The sequence below is a fragment of the Cupriavidus sp. H18C1 genome, from assembly GCF_049311595.1.
Taxonomy (GTDB): domain Bacteria; phylum Pseudomonadota; class Gammaproteobacteria; order Burkholderiales; family Burkholderiaceae; genus Cupriavidus; species Cupriavidus cauae.
In genome coordinates, this window is sequence record NZ_CP186008.1 from 612,005 (window position 1) to 626,672 (window position 14,668).

The 14,668-nt window shown below is 69.4% G+C and carries 11 protein-coding genes and 1 pseudogene; 7 read left to right on the plus strand and 5 right to left on the minus strand.

Annotated elements, in window-relative coordinates:
- Positions 1 to 309: 309 nt before the first annotated feature.
- Complete coding sequence (locus tag OJJOAM_RS02850; RefSeq protein WP_149319244.1) at positions 310 to 1,998, plus strand: electron transfer flavoprotein-ubiquinone oxidoreductase; 1,689 nt, start codon at positions 310 to 312, stop codon at positions 1,996 to 1,998.
- Here the strand turns inward: OJJOAM_RS02850 and OJJOAM_RS02855 are convergent.
- Positions 1,925 to 2,950 carry a flagellar brake protein gene (locus OJJOAM_RS02855; protein WP_422648805.1) on the minus strand — a complete coding sequence of 342 codons (1,026 nt, stop codon included), beginning with the start codon at positions 2,948 to 2,950 and terminating at the stop codon, positions 1,925 to 1,927. The genes OJJOAM_RS02850 and OJJOAM_RS02855 overlap by 74 nt on opposite strands.
- Before the next feature lie 412 nt (positions 2,951 to 3,362).
- Here OJJOAM_RS02855 and OJJOAM_RS02860 point away from each other — a divergent pair.
- Positions 3,363 to 4,083, plus strand: a pseudogene (locus OJJOAM_RS02860) (FadR/GntR family transcriptional regulator).
- A 114-nt stretch (positions 4,084 to 4,197) separates the two neighbouring features.
- Positions 4,198 to 5,298 (plus strand): NAD(P)/FAD-dependent oxidoreductase, encoded by a 1,101-nt coding sequence (locus OJJOAM_RS02865; protein ID WP_422648806.1) that lies wholly within the window; start codon positions 4,198 to 4,200, stop codon positions 5,296 to 5,298.
- A gap of 226 nt (positions 5,299 to 5,524) precedes the next feature.
- Here OJJOAM_RS02865 and aroC read toward each other — a convergent pair whose 3' ends face one another.
- The 3 genes from aroC to OJJOAM_RS02880 all read right to left on the minus strand — a co-directional run bounded on the left by aroC (position 5,525) and on the right by OJJOAM_RS02880 (position 9,395).
- Positions 5,525 to 6,637 (minus strand): chorismate synthase, encoded by a 1,113-nt coding sequence (gene aroC / locus OJJOAM_RS02870; protein WP_422648807.1) that lies wholly within the window; start codon positions 6,635 to 6,637, stop codon positions 5,525 to 5,527.
- 194 nt (positions 6,638 to 6,831) lie between these two features.
- Positions 6,832 to 8,739: an MFS transporter gene (locus OJJOAM_RS02875; protein WP_422648808.1), complete on the minus strand. Its 1,908-nt coding sequence runs from the start codon at positions 8,737 to 8,739 to the stop codon at positions 6,832 to 6,834.
- 209 nt (positions 8,740 to 8,948) lie between these two features.
- Positions 8,949 to 9,395 (minus strand): CBS domain-containing protein, encoded by a 447-nt coding sequence (locus tag OJJOAM_RS02880; protein ID WP_149319249.1) that lies wholly within the window; start codon positions 9,393 to 9,395, stop codon positions 8,949 to 8,951.
- 298 nt (positions 9,396 to 9,693) lie between these two features.
- Between OJJOAM_RS02880 and OJJOAM_RS02885 the strand changes: the two genes are divergently transcribed.
- Positions 9,694 to 11,040: an O-acetylhomoserine aminocarboxypropyltransferase gene (locus tag OJJOAM_RS02885; protein WP_422648809.1), complete on the plus strand. Its 1,347-nt coding sequence runs from the start codon at positions 9,694 to 9,696 to the stop codon at positions 11,038 to 11,040.
- On the plus strand, positions 11,040 to 11,867 hold the full coding sequence (locus OJJOAM_RS02890) for an alpha/beta fold hydrolase (RefSeq protein ID WP_422648810.1): 828 nt from the start codon (positions 11,040 to 11,042) through the stop codon (positions 11,865 to 11,867). Before OJJOAM_RS02885 ends, OJJOAM_RS02890 begins: the two co-directional genes overlap by 1 nt.
- A 121-nt stretch (positions 11,868 to 11,988) precedes the next feature.
- On the opposite strand, the gene OJJOAM_RS02895 is transcribed toward OJJOAM_RS02890, so the two are convergent.
- Complete coding sequence (locus OJJOAM_RS02895; RefSeq protein ID WP_422648811.1) at positions 11,989 to 13,359, minus strand: YihY family inner membrane protein; 1,371 nt, start codon at positions 13,357 to 13,359, stop codon at positions 11,989 to 11,991.
- A gap of 196 nt (positions 13,360 to 13,555) precedes the next feature.
- Here OJJOAM_RS02895 and wrbA point away from each other — a divergent pair, with 196 nt between their 5' ends.
- A complete protein-coding gene (gene wrbA / locus OJJOAM_RS02900; protein WP_422648812.1) occupies positions 13,556 to 14,176 on the plus strand; it encodes an NAD(P)H:quinone oxidoreductase in 621 nt (206 codons plus the stop codon).
- Complete coding sequence (locus OJJOAM_RS02905) at positions 14,173 to 14,628, plus strand: DUF2069 domain-containing protein (RefSeq protein WP_422648813.1); 456 nt, start codon at positions 14,173 to 14,175, stop codon at positions 14,626 to 14,628. The genes wrbA and OJJOAM_RS02905 overlap by 4 nt, the downstream gene beginning before the upstream one ends.
- Positions 14,629 to 14,668 lie beyond the last annotated feature (40 nt).

Genomic DNA, 14,668 nt, shown 5'->3' on the forward strand with positions numbered 1-14,668 from the left:
CAAAAAATTGCTTGCCTGTGGGTGTCGAGTCCCGGACAATGCCGGAGATTCTAAGAACTCGGGCACAAAAAGGAAACAGCGAGGCGACAGCGTGCGAGCGAAACACCGCGCGCCGATCCATCGCGATCCAGCAGAAAAGCCGACCACAAGCAGCCGGACCACGCGTCAATCCGCAGCATTCCGTCCCCGCCTGCCGGCCCAATGCCATCCTTGCCGACCTTGCCGTCGCCCGGTTCCGGCGACACAGGCCACCCCGGATCACCGCTTCCCCATACACAAGTACGCAGCAACAAAAGAGGGTTAGAGACAATGGACCAGCAGCAGCTCGTGGAGCAGTTCGGCCCCCGCGAATCCATGGAATACGATGTCGTCATCGTCGGCGGCGGTCCCGCCGGCCTGGCGACGGCCATCCGCCTGAAACAGCTGGCGCAGGACAACGGCAGTGAAGTCAATGTCTGCGTGCTGGAGAAGGGTTCGGAGCCCGGCGCCCACATCCTGTCGGGCGCGATCATGGACCCGCGCGCGCTGAACGAACTGCTGCCGAACTGGAAGGAGCTCGGCGCCCCGCTGAACCAGCCGGTCACCGAGGACCAGTTCCTGTTCCTGAACGAGACCGGCTCGCGCGGCACGCCGCCGGCGCTGCTGCCCGAGTGCTTCCATAACGAAGGCAACTACATCGTCAGCCTGTCGAACTTCGTGCGCTGGCTCGGCCAGCAGGCCGAGGCGCTGGGCGTGGAGATCTTCCCGGGCTTCCCGGCCGCCGAGGTGCTGTACAACGAGGACGGCTCGGTCAAGGGCGTGGCCACCGGCAACCTGGGCATCGGCAAGGACGGCGAGCCCACCGACAACTTCCAGCTCGGCATGGAGCTGCACGCGAAGTACACGATCTTCGCCGAAGGCTCGCGCGGCCATCTGGGCAAGCAGCTGATCGAACGTTTCCGCCTCGACGCCGGCAAGGACCCGCAGAGCTACGGCATCGGCCTGAAGGAGCTGTGGGAGATCGACCCGGCCAAGCACAAGCCCGGCCTCGTGGTCCATACCGCGGGCTGGCCGCTGGACCCGGCGACCTACGGCGGCTCCTTCCTCTATCACATGGAGGACAACAAGGTCGCGGTGGGCTTCGTCGTGGGCCTGGACTACACCAACCCGTGGCTGTCGCCGTTCGAGGAGTTCCAGCGCTTCAAGACCCATCCGGAGATCCGCCAGTACTTCGAAGGCGGCAAGCGGATCGGCTACGGCGCGCGCGCGATCACCGCGGGCGGCCTGCTGTCGCTGCCCAAGACGATCTTCCCGGGCGGCGCGCTGGTGGGCTGCGACGCCGGCTACCTGAACGCCTCGCGCATCAAGGGCAGCCACGCCGCGATCAAGACCGGCATGCTGGCCGCCGAGGCCGCCTTCGAGGCGCTGCAGGCCGGCCGCCAGCACGACGAGCTGACCGCCTACCCGGCCGCGTTCGAGAACAGCTGGCTGTACAAGGAACTGCTGCAGGCGAAGAACTTCAAGCAGTGGTTCAAGAAGGGCCGCACCACCGCCACGCTGATGACCGGCATCGAGCAATGGCTGCTGCCCAAGCTCGGCATCCGCAACCCGCCGTGGACGCTGCACCGGGAGAAGCCGGACCACGTCTACCTGAAGCCGGCCGCCGAATGCCAGCAGATCGTCTATCCGAAGCCGGACGGCAAGCTGACCTTCGATCGCCTCAGCTCGGTGTTCATCAGCAACACCAACCATGAGGAAAACCAGCCCGCTCACCTGACGCTCAAGGATGCGAGCGTGCCGGTGCAGATCAACCTGGACAAGTACGCCGGCCCCGAAAGCCGCTATTGCCCGGCGGGCGTGTACGAGTTCGTCGCCGACGAGGAACGCGGCGGCCAGCGCCTGCAGATCAACGCGCAGAACTGCGTCCACTGCAAGACCTGCGATATCAAGGACCCCACCCAGAACATCGTCTGGGTGACGCCGGAAGGCGGCGGCGGTCCGAACTACGTGGGGATGTAAGCAGGCGCACCGCCACGCGGTGCTGCCCTTCCCCCCAGCCCCTCTCCCGCGGCGCGGGAGAGGGAGCCATCCCCCCTACACCGGCATCCTCGCCGCGGCCAGCAGCTGCTCGTAGATATAGCAGTGCAATAGCGCGGCCTCCCTTTCCCCCCAGCAGATCGAACGCCACGCCGAACGCCGGAAACTCGGCGTCGCCGTCGTCGCGCGCGGGATTGCGCGCCCACGCGTCGACCGTGATCTCGCTGTCGGTGCCGACCGTCCGCAGCACGAACCGCAGCTGCAGGCGCGTGCCGGGCGCGGGCAGCGGCGCCGCGGTCTGCACCAGCGCGCCGCCGGCGCTGAGGTCCGACAGCACCGCCAGGCGCGGCGCACTCGCCGTCTCGTCGTCCTGATGCATCAGCTGCGCCGCCAGCCGGGTCTGCACGCGCGGACTGCTGCGCACCGGCACCTGCTGCACCTCGGTGGGAACGGACAGCACCAGATAGCGGAACGGGCTGCGGCACACCGCGGTCACGGTGCAGCGGAAGCTGTGGATCGACCGTCCGGTGAAGCCGCGCAGCAGCACCTCCTCGCCCGCCCGGAAGGTAGCATCCTTGCCGCCGAACTGCGGCCAGCTGACGAACAGCCCCTGGTCGATAAAGCCGATCAGCCGGCTCGCCGCGGCACGGCCGCCGTCGTCGGGCGCCTTGATCTGCAGCAGCGTGCCGACCTGCAGCCCGAGCGGGCCCGACGCCTGCGGGGCCACCGCGTCCGCCGGCGCGGCATCGTCGGCCGGCAGCGAGACCGGCAGCGGATCGGGCCGGCATACCGAGCCGTGGCGAAAGACCAGCGCAACGTCGCGGCCGTCGGCGAGTACCTTGCCGCTGCCGAGCAGCAGGTTGCCCTGCCCATCGAGCAGCGACCAGGGCAAGGGCTGGCCGACCGGCAGGTCGTTCGGTGTCAGAGGAATCATGGGCATCCCAGTCTCTTTGCCCACCGGCGTGGGCGTCTGTGCGGAGGCGGCCGCCGGGCCGCGGTCGCGCCTTCCCGATTCCACAGCTATCGGCGCCACGCCTCAAAGGTTTAGCAACCCCCTACCTAAGGGGGGATAGCGGAACGATTGGCGGGGCGGAGGACGGCGGCACGGCTGGAACCGGCGGCCCGTCGCCGCACCTTGGCGCCGGCGCCGACAGCGGCGCGCAAGGCGGGACGGAGCGGGCACGGCGCGCACCGGTGGCCCGTCGTCCGCGCCTTGACGTCGGCGCAAAGGCGGGCCAAAATCGCGCAAAAGCTGTCTGATAGCCTTACAGATTTATGCAGCGGGCCGGCTTGACGCCGGTCCTCCCGTATTCACAAGCCCCGCACAAGCCGCCGGAACGCTCCGCTTGGAACCGCTCACCCGCCCCTCCTCCCTGGCTTCACGCATCGCCGACGCGATCCGCGCCGATATCGGTGCCGGCCGCTTCGTCGCCGGTGCCCGCCTGCCGGCCGAGTCCGCGTTGGCGGCCGCCTTCGGCGTCAGCCGGCCGATTGTGCGCGAGGCCATCGCGCAACTGAAGGCCGACGGCGTGCTGGTCACGCGCAAAGGGTCCGGGGCCTACGTCTCCGACACGCCCGGCGGACAGGTCTGGCGGCTGCGCGGGGGACGCCGCCGGCGCGGACGGCGACCCCGGCACCGCGCCGACGCTGGCGCAGCTGTTCGAACTGCGCGTGATGGCCGAGACGGCCTGCGCCGAGCTGGCCGCGCGCCGCCGCACCGAGGCCGATCTGGCCGCGATCCACGCCGCGCTGGCCGCGATGCGCGCGCAGCGCGACGACCCGGCCAGCGCGGCGGCGGCCGACGTGGCATTCCACCAGGCCATCGCGCAGGCGGCGCACAACCCGTATATGGCGGGGCTGACCGATTTCGTCGGCCAGCAGCTGCTCGCCGCACGCCGGCTGGCCTGGGAAAACGCCGCCCGCTATCGCGGCGGGCCCGGCGCGGCCGAGGAAGAACATGCGGCCCTGGCCGAGGCGATCGCGGCCGGCGACGCCGGCGCGGCACGGCAAGCCGCCCGCCGCCATCTGGAAGCCGCGGCGGCGCGCATGGGGCTCGACCTGGATTGATCGACGAGACGAGCGAGCCGGTTCGCGATGGCAGTCGCTGTCCCGCACCGGCGCGCTCGAGACACAAGGCAAAGCAACTTAAAGCAACGCAAGGCAGAACAAGGAAAGCAAGGCATGGAATCAGTGGATTGCGTGGTGATCGGCGCCGGCGTGGTGGGCCTGGCGGTCGCGCGGGCGCTCGCCCGGCAAGGGCGCGAAGTGGTGATCCTGGAGGCGGAGAACACCTTCGGCACGATCACCAGCGCGCGCAACAGCGAGGTGATCCACGCGGGCATCTACTACCCGGCCGGCTCGCTGAAGGCGCAACTGTGCGTGCAGGGCAAGGCGATGCTGTACGACTATTGCCGGAGCCACCAGATCGCCCACCAGCGTTGCGGCAAGCTGATCGTCGCCACCAGCGCGGCGCAGGTCGCCACGCTCGAAGGCATCCGCGCAAAGGCGGCCGCCAACGGCGTCGACGACCTGCGCCTGCTGTCGCGCGACGAGGCGCTGGAACTCGAGCCGAACCTGCAATGCGAGGCGGCGCTGCTGTCGCCGTCGACCGGCATCGTCGACAGCCACGGGCTGATGCTGGCGCTGCTGGGCGATGCCGAGCAGGCCGGCGCGATGCTGGCGGTATGTTCGCCGGTGCTGACCGGTGCGGTCACCGCCGACGGCATCGTGCTGGAAGTCGGCAGCGATACCGCGACCACGCTGCTGGCGCGCACCGTCGTCAATGCCGCGGGGCTGACGGCGCCCGAGTTGGCGCGCCGGATCGACGGCATGCCGGCGGCGCATGTCCCGCCGCAGTACTACGCCAAGGGCTGCTATTTCACGCTGGCCGGCCGCGCGCCGTTCTCGCGCCTGATCTATCCGGTGCCCGAGGCGGCCGGCCTGGGCGTGCATCTGACACTGGACCTGGGCGGCCAGGCCCGCTTCGGCCCGAATGTGCGATGGATCGACCAGATCGAATATGGCGTCGATCCGCACGATGCCGACAGCTTCTATGACGAGGTGCGGCGCTACTGGCCGGCGCTGGCGGACGGGGCCCTGCAGCCGGGCTATGCCGGCATCCGCCCGAAGATCAGCGGCCCGGGCGAGCCGGCCGCGGACTTCCGCATCGACGGCCCGGCCACGCATGGCGTGCCGGGGCTGGTGCATCTGTTCGGGATCGAATCGCCGGGGCTGACGGCGTCGCTGGCGATCGGGGAGAGGGTGGCGGCGATCGCCGGATAGAGGCGACGCGCCCCGAATCAGGCTCCCCTCTCCCGCTTTGGCGGGGAGAGGGGTTGGGGGGAGAGGGCACGGGCAGTTGCAAGACCAGCGTGGTCAGCCACTGGTGACGCCCCTTGCCCTCTCCCCCGTCCCTCTCCCCAAGCGGGAGAGGGGGAGAAAACCTGCCGCTCAACCCTGCGCCTTGGGACCGTCTCCCGCCAGCGGGAGAGAGCGGAAACCCTGCCGCTCAGCCCTGGGGCTTCGGCGCCTGCGCCGGAATGCGCGGCGTCTCCACCCGCACGTCGCCGCATTGCGCGCGATGACGCAGCGCATGGTCCATCAGCACCAGCGCCAGCATCGCCTCGGCGATCGGCGTGGCGCGAATGCCCACGCAGGGGTCGTGGCGGCCGAAGGTCTCGACCGTGGCGGCCTGTCCGGCCTTGTCGATCGATTCGCGCGGGGTGCGGATGCTGGAGGTCGGCTTGATCGCCAGCGACACGGTGATGTCCTGACCCGTCGAGATGCCGCCCAGCACGCCGCCGGCATTGTTGGTGCGGAAACCCGCCGCGGTCAGCTCGTCGCCATGGACGCTGCCGCGCTGTGCCACGCTGGCGAAGCCGGCGCCGATCTCGACGCCCTTGACCGCGTTGATGCCCATCATCGCGTGCGCGATATCGGCGTCGAGCTTGTCGAACAGCGGCTCGCCCAGGCCCACCGGCACGCCGCTGGCCACCACCTCGATGCGGGCGCCGACAGAATCGCCGTCGCGGCGCAGCGCATCCATATACGTTTCCAGCTCGGGGACGATATTGGCGTCGGCGGCGAAGAACGGATTGCGCGGCACCTCGGCCCAATCGGTGAACGGCACCTGGATCTCGCCCAGCTGCGACATATAGCCCCGGATCTCGGTGCCGTACTGCTCGCGCAGCCATTTGCGCGCGACCGCGGCGGCGGCCACCACCGGCGCGGTCAGCCGGGCCGACGAACGGCCGCCGCCGCGATGGTCGCGGATGCCGTATTTCTGCCAGTAGGTGTAATCGGCGTGGCCCGGACGGAAGGTCTCGACGATATTGCCGTAGTCCTTGCTGCGCTGGTCGGTATTGCGGATCAGCAGGCAGATCGGCGTGCCGGTGGTCTTGCCCTCGAACACGCCCGACAGGATCTCGACCTGGTCCGGCTCCTTGCGCTGCGTCACGTGGCGCGACGTGCCCGGCTTGCGGCGATCCAGGTCGCCCTGGATATCGGCCTCGCACAGGCTCATGCCCGGCGGGCAGCCATCGACCACCGCGCCAATGGCGGGTCCGTGCGACTCGCCGAAGGTGGTGACTGTGAAGAGCAGGCCGAGGGTATTGCCGGACATGATGAAAACCACGCAGGAATTGGGAAAGGCCTACATTGTACGGCCTGGCGTCACGCCACGGCGCCGCCCCGCTGCCCTGCCGCCCTGCCGCCCTGCCGCCCTGCCGCCCCGCTGCTCCAGCTGCTCCAGCTGCTCCCGCTGCTCTCGCTGCTCCCGCTGCCCCTGCTGCCCCGCTGCTCGTGTGGCCGCGCCGGCTACCGCCATTCGCCCCGGAGACCCTGCACCACCTGCTGCAGGCCTTCCGGCGTGGCCTGCTCGGGGTCGATCGGCTCGCCCACCACCAGTTCGAGCCGGGACAGGATGCCGCGCCGGAACGGCCGCGTCATGGCCGCCCCGCCCTTGCGCGAGAAAAAGCTGCCCCACAGGCCGCGCAGCGCCATCGGCACCACCGGCACCGGCGTGCGCCGCACGATCTGCTGCACGCCCTGCTTGAACGGATTGATGTCGCCGCTGGCGGTGATCTTGCCCTCCGGGAAGATGCAGACCAGCTCGCCGCCGGCGAGCGCGCGCGCGACCTCGTCGTAGGCCTGCTTCAGCGTCTGCGGGTCTTCATGCGCGGGCGCGATCGGAATCGCGCGCGCCTGCCGGAAGAACCACGACAGCAACGGTACCCCGAAGATGCGGTGGTCCATCACGAAGCGCACCGGCCGCGGGCTGGCCGCCATCAGCACCACCGCGTCGGCGAAGCTGACGTGATTGCAGACCAGCACGGCCGGCCCCTCGGCGGGAATACGGTCGGCGTGGGTCCGCTTGAGCCGGTACACCGTATGCACCAGGATCCAGGCGACGAAGCGCAGCAGGAATTCCGGCACCACCGAATAGATGTAGATCGCCACCACCGCATTGAGCAGCCCCACCGCCAGGAACAGCTCGGGAATGCTGTAGCCGGCGCCGGTCATCGCCATCGCCAACAGCGCCGAGGCGATCATGAACAGGCTGTTCAGGATGTTGTTGGCGGCGATGATGCGCGCGCGATGCGTCGGCGCGCTGCGGCTCTGGATCAGCGCGTACAGCGGCACGCTGTAGAAGCCGCCGAACATCGCCAGCAGGAACAGGTCGGCCAGCACGCGCCAGTGCGCGGGCTCGGCGATGAAGGCCGCGACGCCGCTCAGCGTGGCCGGCGCCTGGCCGCGGCTGGCGAAGTACAGGTCGATCGCGAACACCGTCATGCCGATCGAGCCGAACGGCACCAGCCCGACTTCCACATGCCGGCCCGACAGCCGCTCGCACAGCAGCGAGCCGACGCCGATGCCGACCGAGAACACCGCCAGCAGCAGCGTCACCACGCTCTGGTCGCCGCCCAGCACGGTCTTGGCGAAGGCGAAGAACGAGGTCAGGAAGGTCGCGCCGAGGAACCACAGCCACGAGATGCCCAGCAGGCTCAGGAACACCGTGCGGCTCTCGCGCGCCAGCATCAGGTTGCGCCAGGTCTCTGTCACCGGATTCCAGTTCAGCCGCAGGTCGGGCTGCGGCGCCGGCGACAGCGGCACGCGCGAGGCGGCCACACGGCCCGCGATCGCCAGCGCCACGCAGGCCGCGCCGATATAGAGCGTGGCGGGGATGCCTTGCCGTGCCGCCGCCCCACCGGCCGCCGCCAGCTCCCCGCCGAGCACGGTGCCGAGCAGGATCGCAACGAACGTCCCCATCTCGACCAGCCCGTTGCCCCCGACCAGCTCGCTCTCCTGCAGATGCTGCGGCAGGTAGGCGTACTTGACCGGACCGAACAACGTCGAATGCAGCCCCATCAGGAAGGTGGTCAGGTACAGCAGCGACGCGCTATACCAGGCGAAGCCCGCCAGCCCGACCAGCATGATGGCGATCTCCAGCGATTTGACGAACCGGATCAGCCGCGACTTCTCGATCTTGTCGGCGATCTGGCCGCTGGTCGCGGAGAACAGCACGAACGGCGCGATGAAGATCGCCGAGATCAGGAAGGCCGCGCTGGCGCCGTCCACGCCCTCGAAGCGCGCGGTCTGGTAGGTCACCAGCGAGGTGAACGCGACCTTGAACACGTTGTCGTTCATCGCGCCCAGGAACTGGGTCCAGAAGAACGGCGCAAAGCGGCGCTCGCGCAGCAGGCGGGACTGGCTCGATTGGCTCATGGAATGGGCTGGGGGTGCGGGAATGGCGCGGGGAGATGGTACGACAGACTGCGCGAAGGGCGGCGCGAAAAGGAGCGCCGCGGACGGCGCAAGGGACAGCGCGGCAAGCGCGATCGACTCCGCGGACGCGGGGATCGGAATCGGGGGCAGTTGGAATCCGCCGGGCGGCACCGTCACGGTCCGCCCGCGCTCCGCGAGACCGGTCTGGCTCAGCTGGCCTTCTCTTCCGGCCAGTCGCGGATATAGGCCTTGAGCATGCGGTTCTCGAAGCTCTGCTCCTCGACCACCGCCTTGGCCACGTCGTAGAACGAAATCACGCCCATCAGCGTGCGGCTGTCGAGCACCGGCATATAGCGGGCATGGCGCTCCAGCATCATGCGGCGGACCTCGTTGACGTCGGTCTCGGGCGTGCAGGTCAGCGGCGCGTCGTCCATCACGCGGCGGATCGTCGTGTTGCCGACATTGCCGTTGTTCGAGGCCAGCGTCTGGATGATCTCGCGGAAGGTCAGCATGCCGACCAGCTCGCCGTACTCCATCACCACCAGCGAGCCGATGTCGCGCTCGGCCATCGTGGTGACCGCCTCCAGCAGTGACGTATCCGGCTTGACGGTATAGAGCGTATTGCCCTTGATCTGCAGGATGTCGCTGACTTTCATAATGGTCTCCCCTCGATGATGCCGGTGCGGCGGGCGGCGGGCATCGCCTGCCTGAACCGCCCGAACCGCGTGGCGGCGCAGGCCTTGCGCGCCATCCGCGATAGATGGGCCGATGCTAGCCGAAAGCGGGCGCCCAAGTAAAGCCGGGGCCCTGCGGCGAGGCGGTCCGCCGCGAGCAGGCCAATGCTACGATGCAGGCCGGCACATCCGTATGCCGCCGCACGGCCCGCACTGCGGAACCGTGCCGTTGCCGGCCGCTGTCAGACCGCTTCGCTGGAACCACGATTCGATAGAGACCATGTCCGATACCCGTTTCGATACCCTCGCGCTGCACGCCGGCGCCGCGCCCGACCCCGCCACCGGGGCGCGCGCCACGCCGATCCACCTGACCACCTCCTTCGTGTTCCGCGACAGCGAGCACGCGGCCTCGCTGTTCAATATGGAACGCGCCGGCCACGTGTATTCGCGCATCTCGAATCCGACCGTGGCCGTGTTCGAGGAGCGCGTGGCCGCGCTGGAGAACGGCGTCGGCGCGATCGCCACGGCCTCGGGCCAGGCAGCGCTGCATCTGGCGATCGCCACGCTGATGGGCAGCGGTTCGCATATCGTCGCCTCGTCCGCGCTGTACGGCGGCTCGCACAACCTGCTGCACTACACGCTGCGCCGTTTCGGCATCGAGACCACCTTCGTGCAGGCGCGCGACATCGACGCCTGGCGCGCCGCGATCCGCCCCGAAACCCGGCTGCTGTTCGGCGAGACGCTGGGCAATCCGGGCCTGGACGTGCTCGACATCCCGACGCTGGCGCAGCTCGGCGACGAGCATGGCATTCCGCTGCTGGTCGACTCGACCTTCACCACGCCCTATCTGCTGCAGCCGTTCGCGCATGGCGCGGCGCTGCTCTACCACTCGGCGACCAAGTTCCTCGGCGGCCATGGCACCACCATCGGCGGCGTGCTGGCCGAAGGCGGCAACTTCGATTTCGAGGCCTCCGGGCGTTATCCGGAGCTGTCCGAGCCGTATGCGGGCTTCCACAACATGGTCTTCACCGAGGAAAGCACCGTCGCGCCCTTCCTGCTGCGCGCGCGCCGTGAGGGCCTGCGCGACTTCGGCGCCTGCATGAACCCGATGGCCGCGTGGCAGCTGCTGCAAGGGATCGAGACGCTGCCGCTGCGGATGGCGCGCCATGTCGACAACGCGCGCCGCGTGGTGCAGTTCCTGGTCTCGCATCCGATGGTCGAGTCGGTGGCCTACCCCGAGCTCGAATCGCACCCCGACCACGCGCTCGCCAGGCGGCTGCTGCCGCGCGGCTGCGGCGCGGTGTTCAGCTTCAACCTGAAGGGCGACCGCGCCGCCGGCCAGCGCTTCATCGAGAGCCTGACGCTGTTCTCGCATCTGGCCAATGTCGGCGACGCGCGCTCGCTGGTGATCCATCCCGCCTCGACCACGCACTTCCGCATGGATGCCGCGGCGCTGCGCTCGGCCGGCATCGCCGAGGGCACGATCCGCTTGTCGATCGGCCTGGAGGATGCGGATGACCTGATCGACGACCTGAAGCGCGGGCTGAAGGCGGCGCAGAAGTCGATGGAGAAAGGCGGAGGCAGCAGCAACGCCGCCGGCAACAAGAGCAACGGAGGGAAAGCCTGATGTACCTGAACGTCGATGGCCAGCGGGCCTACGCCTATACCGGCGGCAAACCCTTCGATCCCGCCCTGCCCTGCGCCGTGTTCGTGCACGGCGCGCAGAACGACCACAGCGTCTGGGGCCTGCAGACGCGCTGGTTCGCGCATCACGGCTTCTCCGTGCTGGCGGTGGACCTGCCCGGCCACAACCGCAGCGAGGGGCCGCCGCTGGCGAGCGTCGAGCAGATGGCCGACTGGGTCGCCGCGCTGCTGCGCGCGGCCGGCGTCGCGGCGCCCGCGCTGGTGTTCGGCCACAGCATGGGCTCGCTGATCGCGCTCGAATGCGCGGCACGCCATGCCGATGCGGTGCGCGCGATCGGGCTGCTGGCGACCGCCTATCCGATGAAGGTCTCGGACGCGCTGCTCGATGCCGCGCAGAACCGCGAGCACGAGGCCATCGCGATGGTCAATGCGTGGTCGCATTCGAGCCTGGCCAACAAGCCGTCGGCGCCGGGTCCGGGCTTCTGGATGCATGGCGTCGGCCAGCGGCTGATGGAACGGGTCGGGCGCCGCAATCCGCAGGCCCAGGTGTTCCACACCGACTTTGCCGCCTGCAACGCCTACGCCAACGGCGAGCGCGCCGCGGCGGGCCTGCAGTGCCCGGCGCTGGTCGTGGTCGGCAGCAAGGACATGATGACGCCGGCCCGCTCGGCTCGCGCACTGGCGGCGAGCATGCCGCGCGCCAGCGTGGTGGAAGTGCCTTGCGGCCACGCGATCATGGGGGAAAAGCCCGATGAGGTGCTGGACGCGCTGGCGGGCTTTGCGCGGCGCGTGATGGCGAATCGCGACTAAGCGCGCTCGCGCTGCGGCCCGCGAGAGCGGCGAGCCAGTGGCTTCAAAAGACGCTGGCTTCCCGCTCTCGCAGGAATGACGCGGTCGTCGGCGCCCCCGCTTCGGCGCGCCGAAGCGCCGCTCAGACCTGCCCGTGCCAGCCTGGCGGGACCACCTCCAGCGTGCGGCGCTGCCCCTCCTGGGTCGGCGTCTGCGGCGTCTGCGGCGGCGATGCCGCGCCCGGCTCGAAGATCTCCTGCAGCGTCTTGTCGAGCATCGGATTCTCCAGCACGCCGCGCAACGCCTCCGCGCCGCTGAGCAGCTGCGCCACCGCGGTGCGTGGCAGGCGCGGCAGGTTCAGCACGAGCCGGTCGTGCAGCAGGCGCAGCGGCACGCGCGCCGGGTCGCACAGCAGCGCCCAGTGCGCCTGGCCGCGATGGTGCTGCAGCTTGCCGACCAGATGCATCGCATTGAGCTTGCCCAGCAGCACGGCCAGGTAGTCGGCCTCGACCCGCAGCTTGCGGCCGAGATCCAGCTCGCCGACGCTGCGCGGCGCCTGTTCGCGCGCGCGGTACAGCACGTACAGCACGCCGAGCGCATCGTAGAACTCGCTGCCGGCAAAGGTACGGCGGCGCCAGTAGCCCTGCCGCACCACCGGCAGGTTGGCCGCGATGGTGGCGCCCAGCAGCGTCACCAGCCAGCTCAGGTAGATCCACAGCAGGAAGATCGGCAGCGCGGCAAAGGTGCCGTAGACCGCGGTATAGGTCGGGAAACGCGTGATGAAATAGCCGAAGCCGCGCTTGGACAGCTCGAAGGCCAGCGCGGCCACCAGCCCCGCCGCGATCGCGTCGCGCCATTCGACATAGGCATTCGGCACCGCGGTATAGAGCAGCGCGAAGGCGATCGCCGACAGCAGCACCGGCGCGAGACTGACGGCGAAGCCGACGCCGAACGGCATCGTGCCGACATAGCCGGCGGAGATCGAGATCAGATACGAGCTGATCGACAGGCTGCCGCCGATCAGCACCGGGCCGCAGGTCAGCACTGCCCAGAACACCAGCACGCGCTGCGCGAAGCGCCGCTTCTGCTTGACGCGCCAGATCGCGTTGAGCGCGTCCTCGACCGTCAGCATGGTCAGCACCGCGGTGACCATCAGGCCGACGAGACCCACCGCGGTCAGGCCCTTCGCATTGCGCGCGAACTGGCTGACATAGCCGGTGATCGAGTCGGTCAGGTTGCCCGGAATCAGGTTCTGGAACAGGAAGCCTTCGATGGCGTTGCGGAAGTTCGCGAACATCGGAAAGGCGGCGAGCAGCGCGAACGCGACCGTCAGCACCGGCACCACCGACAGCACGGTGGTGAAGGTCAGGCTGGCCGCGACCTGCGGCAGGCGGTCCTCGCCGGCGCGCCGCGCGGCATAGCGCAGCAGTGCGCGCAGCTTCTGCCAGTTCCATTCGCGGCGCAGGCGCGCGATGCGGTTGGTGCAGCGGGACAGCAGACTGGGATGGGACATGCGGGGCAAACTCCAGGGCGGCGGGCGCCGAGCCCGCCACTATAATACGCCGGTTGCATTGCACGCGATGCCTGTGCCGCCAGGCCGAAGCGGCCGCAGCCCCGCAAGCCGAGGCCCTTACCGCGCCCTTTCCGCACCCTGACCGGCCTGCTGCACGCTCCCTGCCGCTTCCTGATCGCCTTTCTCCTGCGCCCCTATGTCCGACATCCTGGTCCTCTACTACAGCCGCCACGGCAGCACCCGCAAGCTCGCCGAGCTGATCGCGACCGGCATCGACAGCGTGCCCGGCGCCCACGCGCGGCTGCGCACGGTGCCGCCGGTGTCGACGGTGTGCGAGGCCACCGCGCCCGATATCCCGGCCGACGGTCCCCCGTATGTCGAGCTGCGCGACCTGCACGAGTGCATCGGCCTGGCGCTCGGCAGCCCGACCCGCTTCGGCAATATGGCGGCGCCGATGAAGTACTTCCTCGACGGCACCATCGCCGAGTGGCTGTCGGGCACGCTGACCGGCAAGCCGGCCTGCGTGTTCACGTCGACCGGCAGCCTGCATGGCGGCCAGGAAACCACGCTGCTGTCGATGATGCTGCCGCTGCTGCATCACGGCATGCTGGTGATGGGCCTGCCCTACAGCGAGCGCGGCCTGATGACGACCGCGGGCGGCGGCACGCCGTATGGTCCGAGCCATCATGCGCTGGGCGACAACAGCCGGCCGGTCAGCGAAGACGAATCGGCGCTGGCGATCGCGATGGGCAAGCGGCTCGCGCAGACCGCGCTGCGGCTTGCGCAGGACGCCCCCGCCAACGGAGCCGCGCGATGAGCGACACCGATACCCGCGACGATGCCGCGCTGCACAGCCCGCTGCTGTATCGCCTGAGCATCGCCAGCCTGCTCGCGCTGATCGTGCTGTCGATCGCCTGGGAGTGGTTCTTGGCGCCGCTGCGGCCGGGCGGCTCCTGGCTGATCATCAAGTTCCTGCCGCTGCTGCTGCCGCTGCGCGGCATGCTGACGCGCAACCGCTATACGATGCAGTGGTCGTCGATGCTGATCCTGCTGTATTTCACCGAAGGGGTCGTGCGCGCCACCAGCGACCGCGCGCCATCGTCGTGGCTGGCATGGTGCGAGGTGGCGCTGACCCTGCTGTTTTTCTTCGCGACCATCTTCTATCTGCGCCCGTACAAGCGCCGTGCGCGTGCGCAGACCCGCGCGCCCGAGTCTGCCCGGAACAAGGCCGATGCCGACGCAGCGGCTTCCACGCCAACGCGGCGCTGAAGCGCCACGCCCTTGCTTTCGAGCTTCACCGAATCGACCC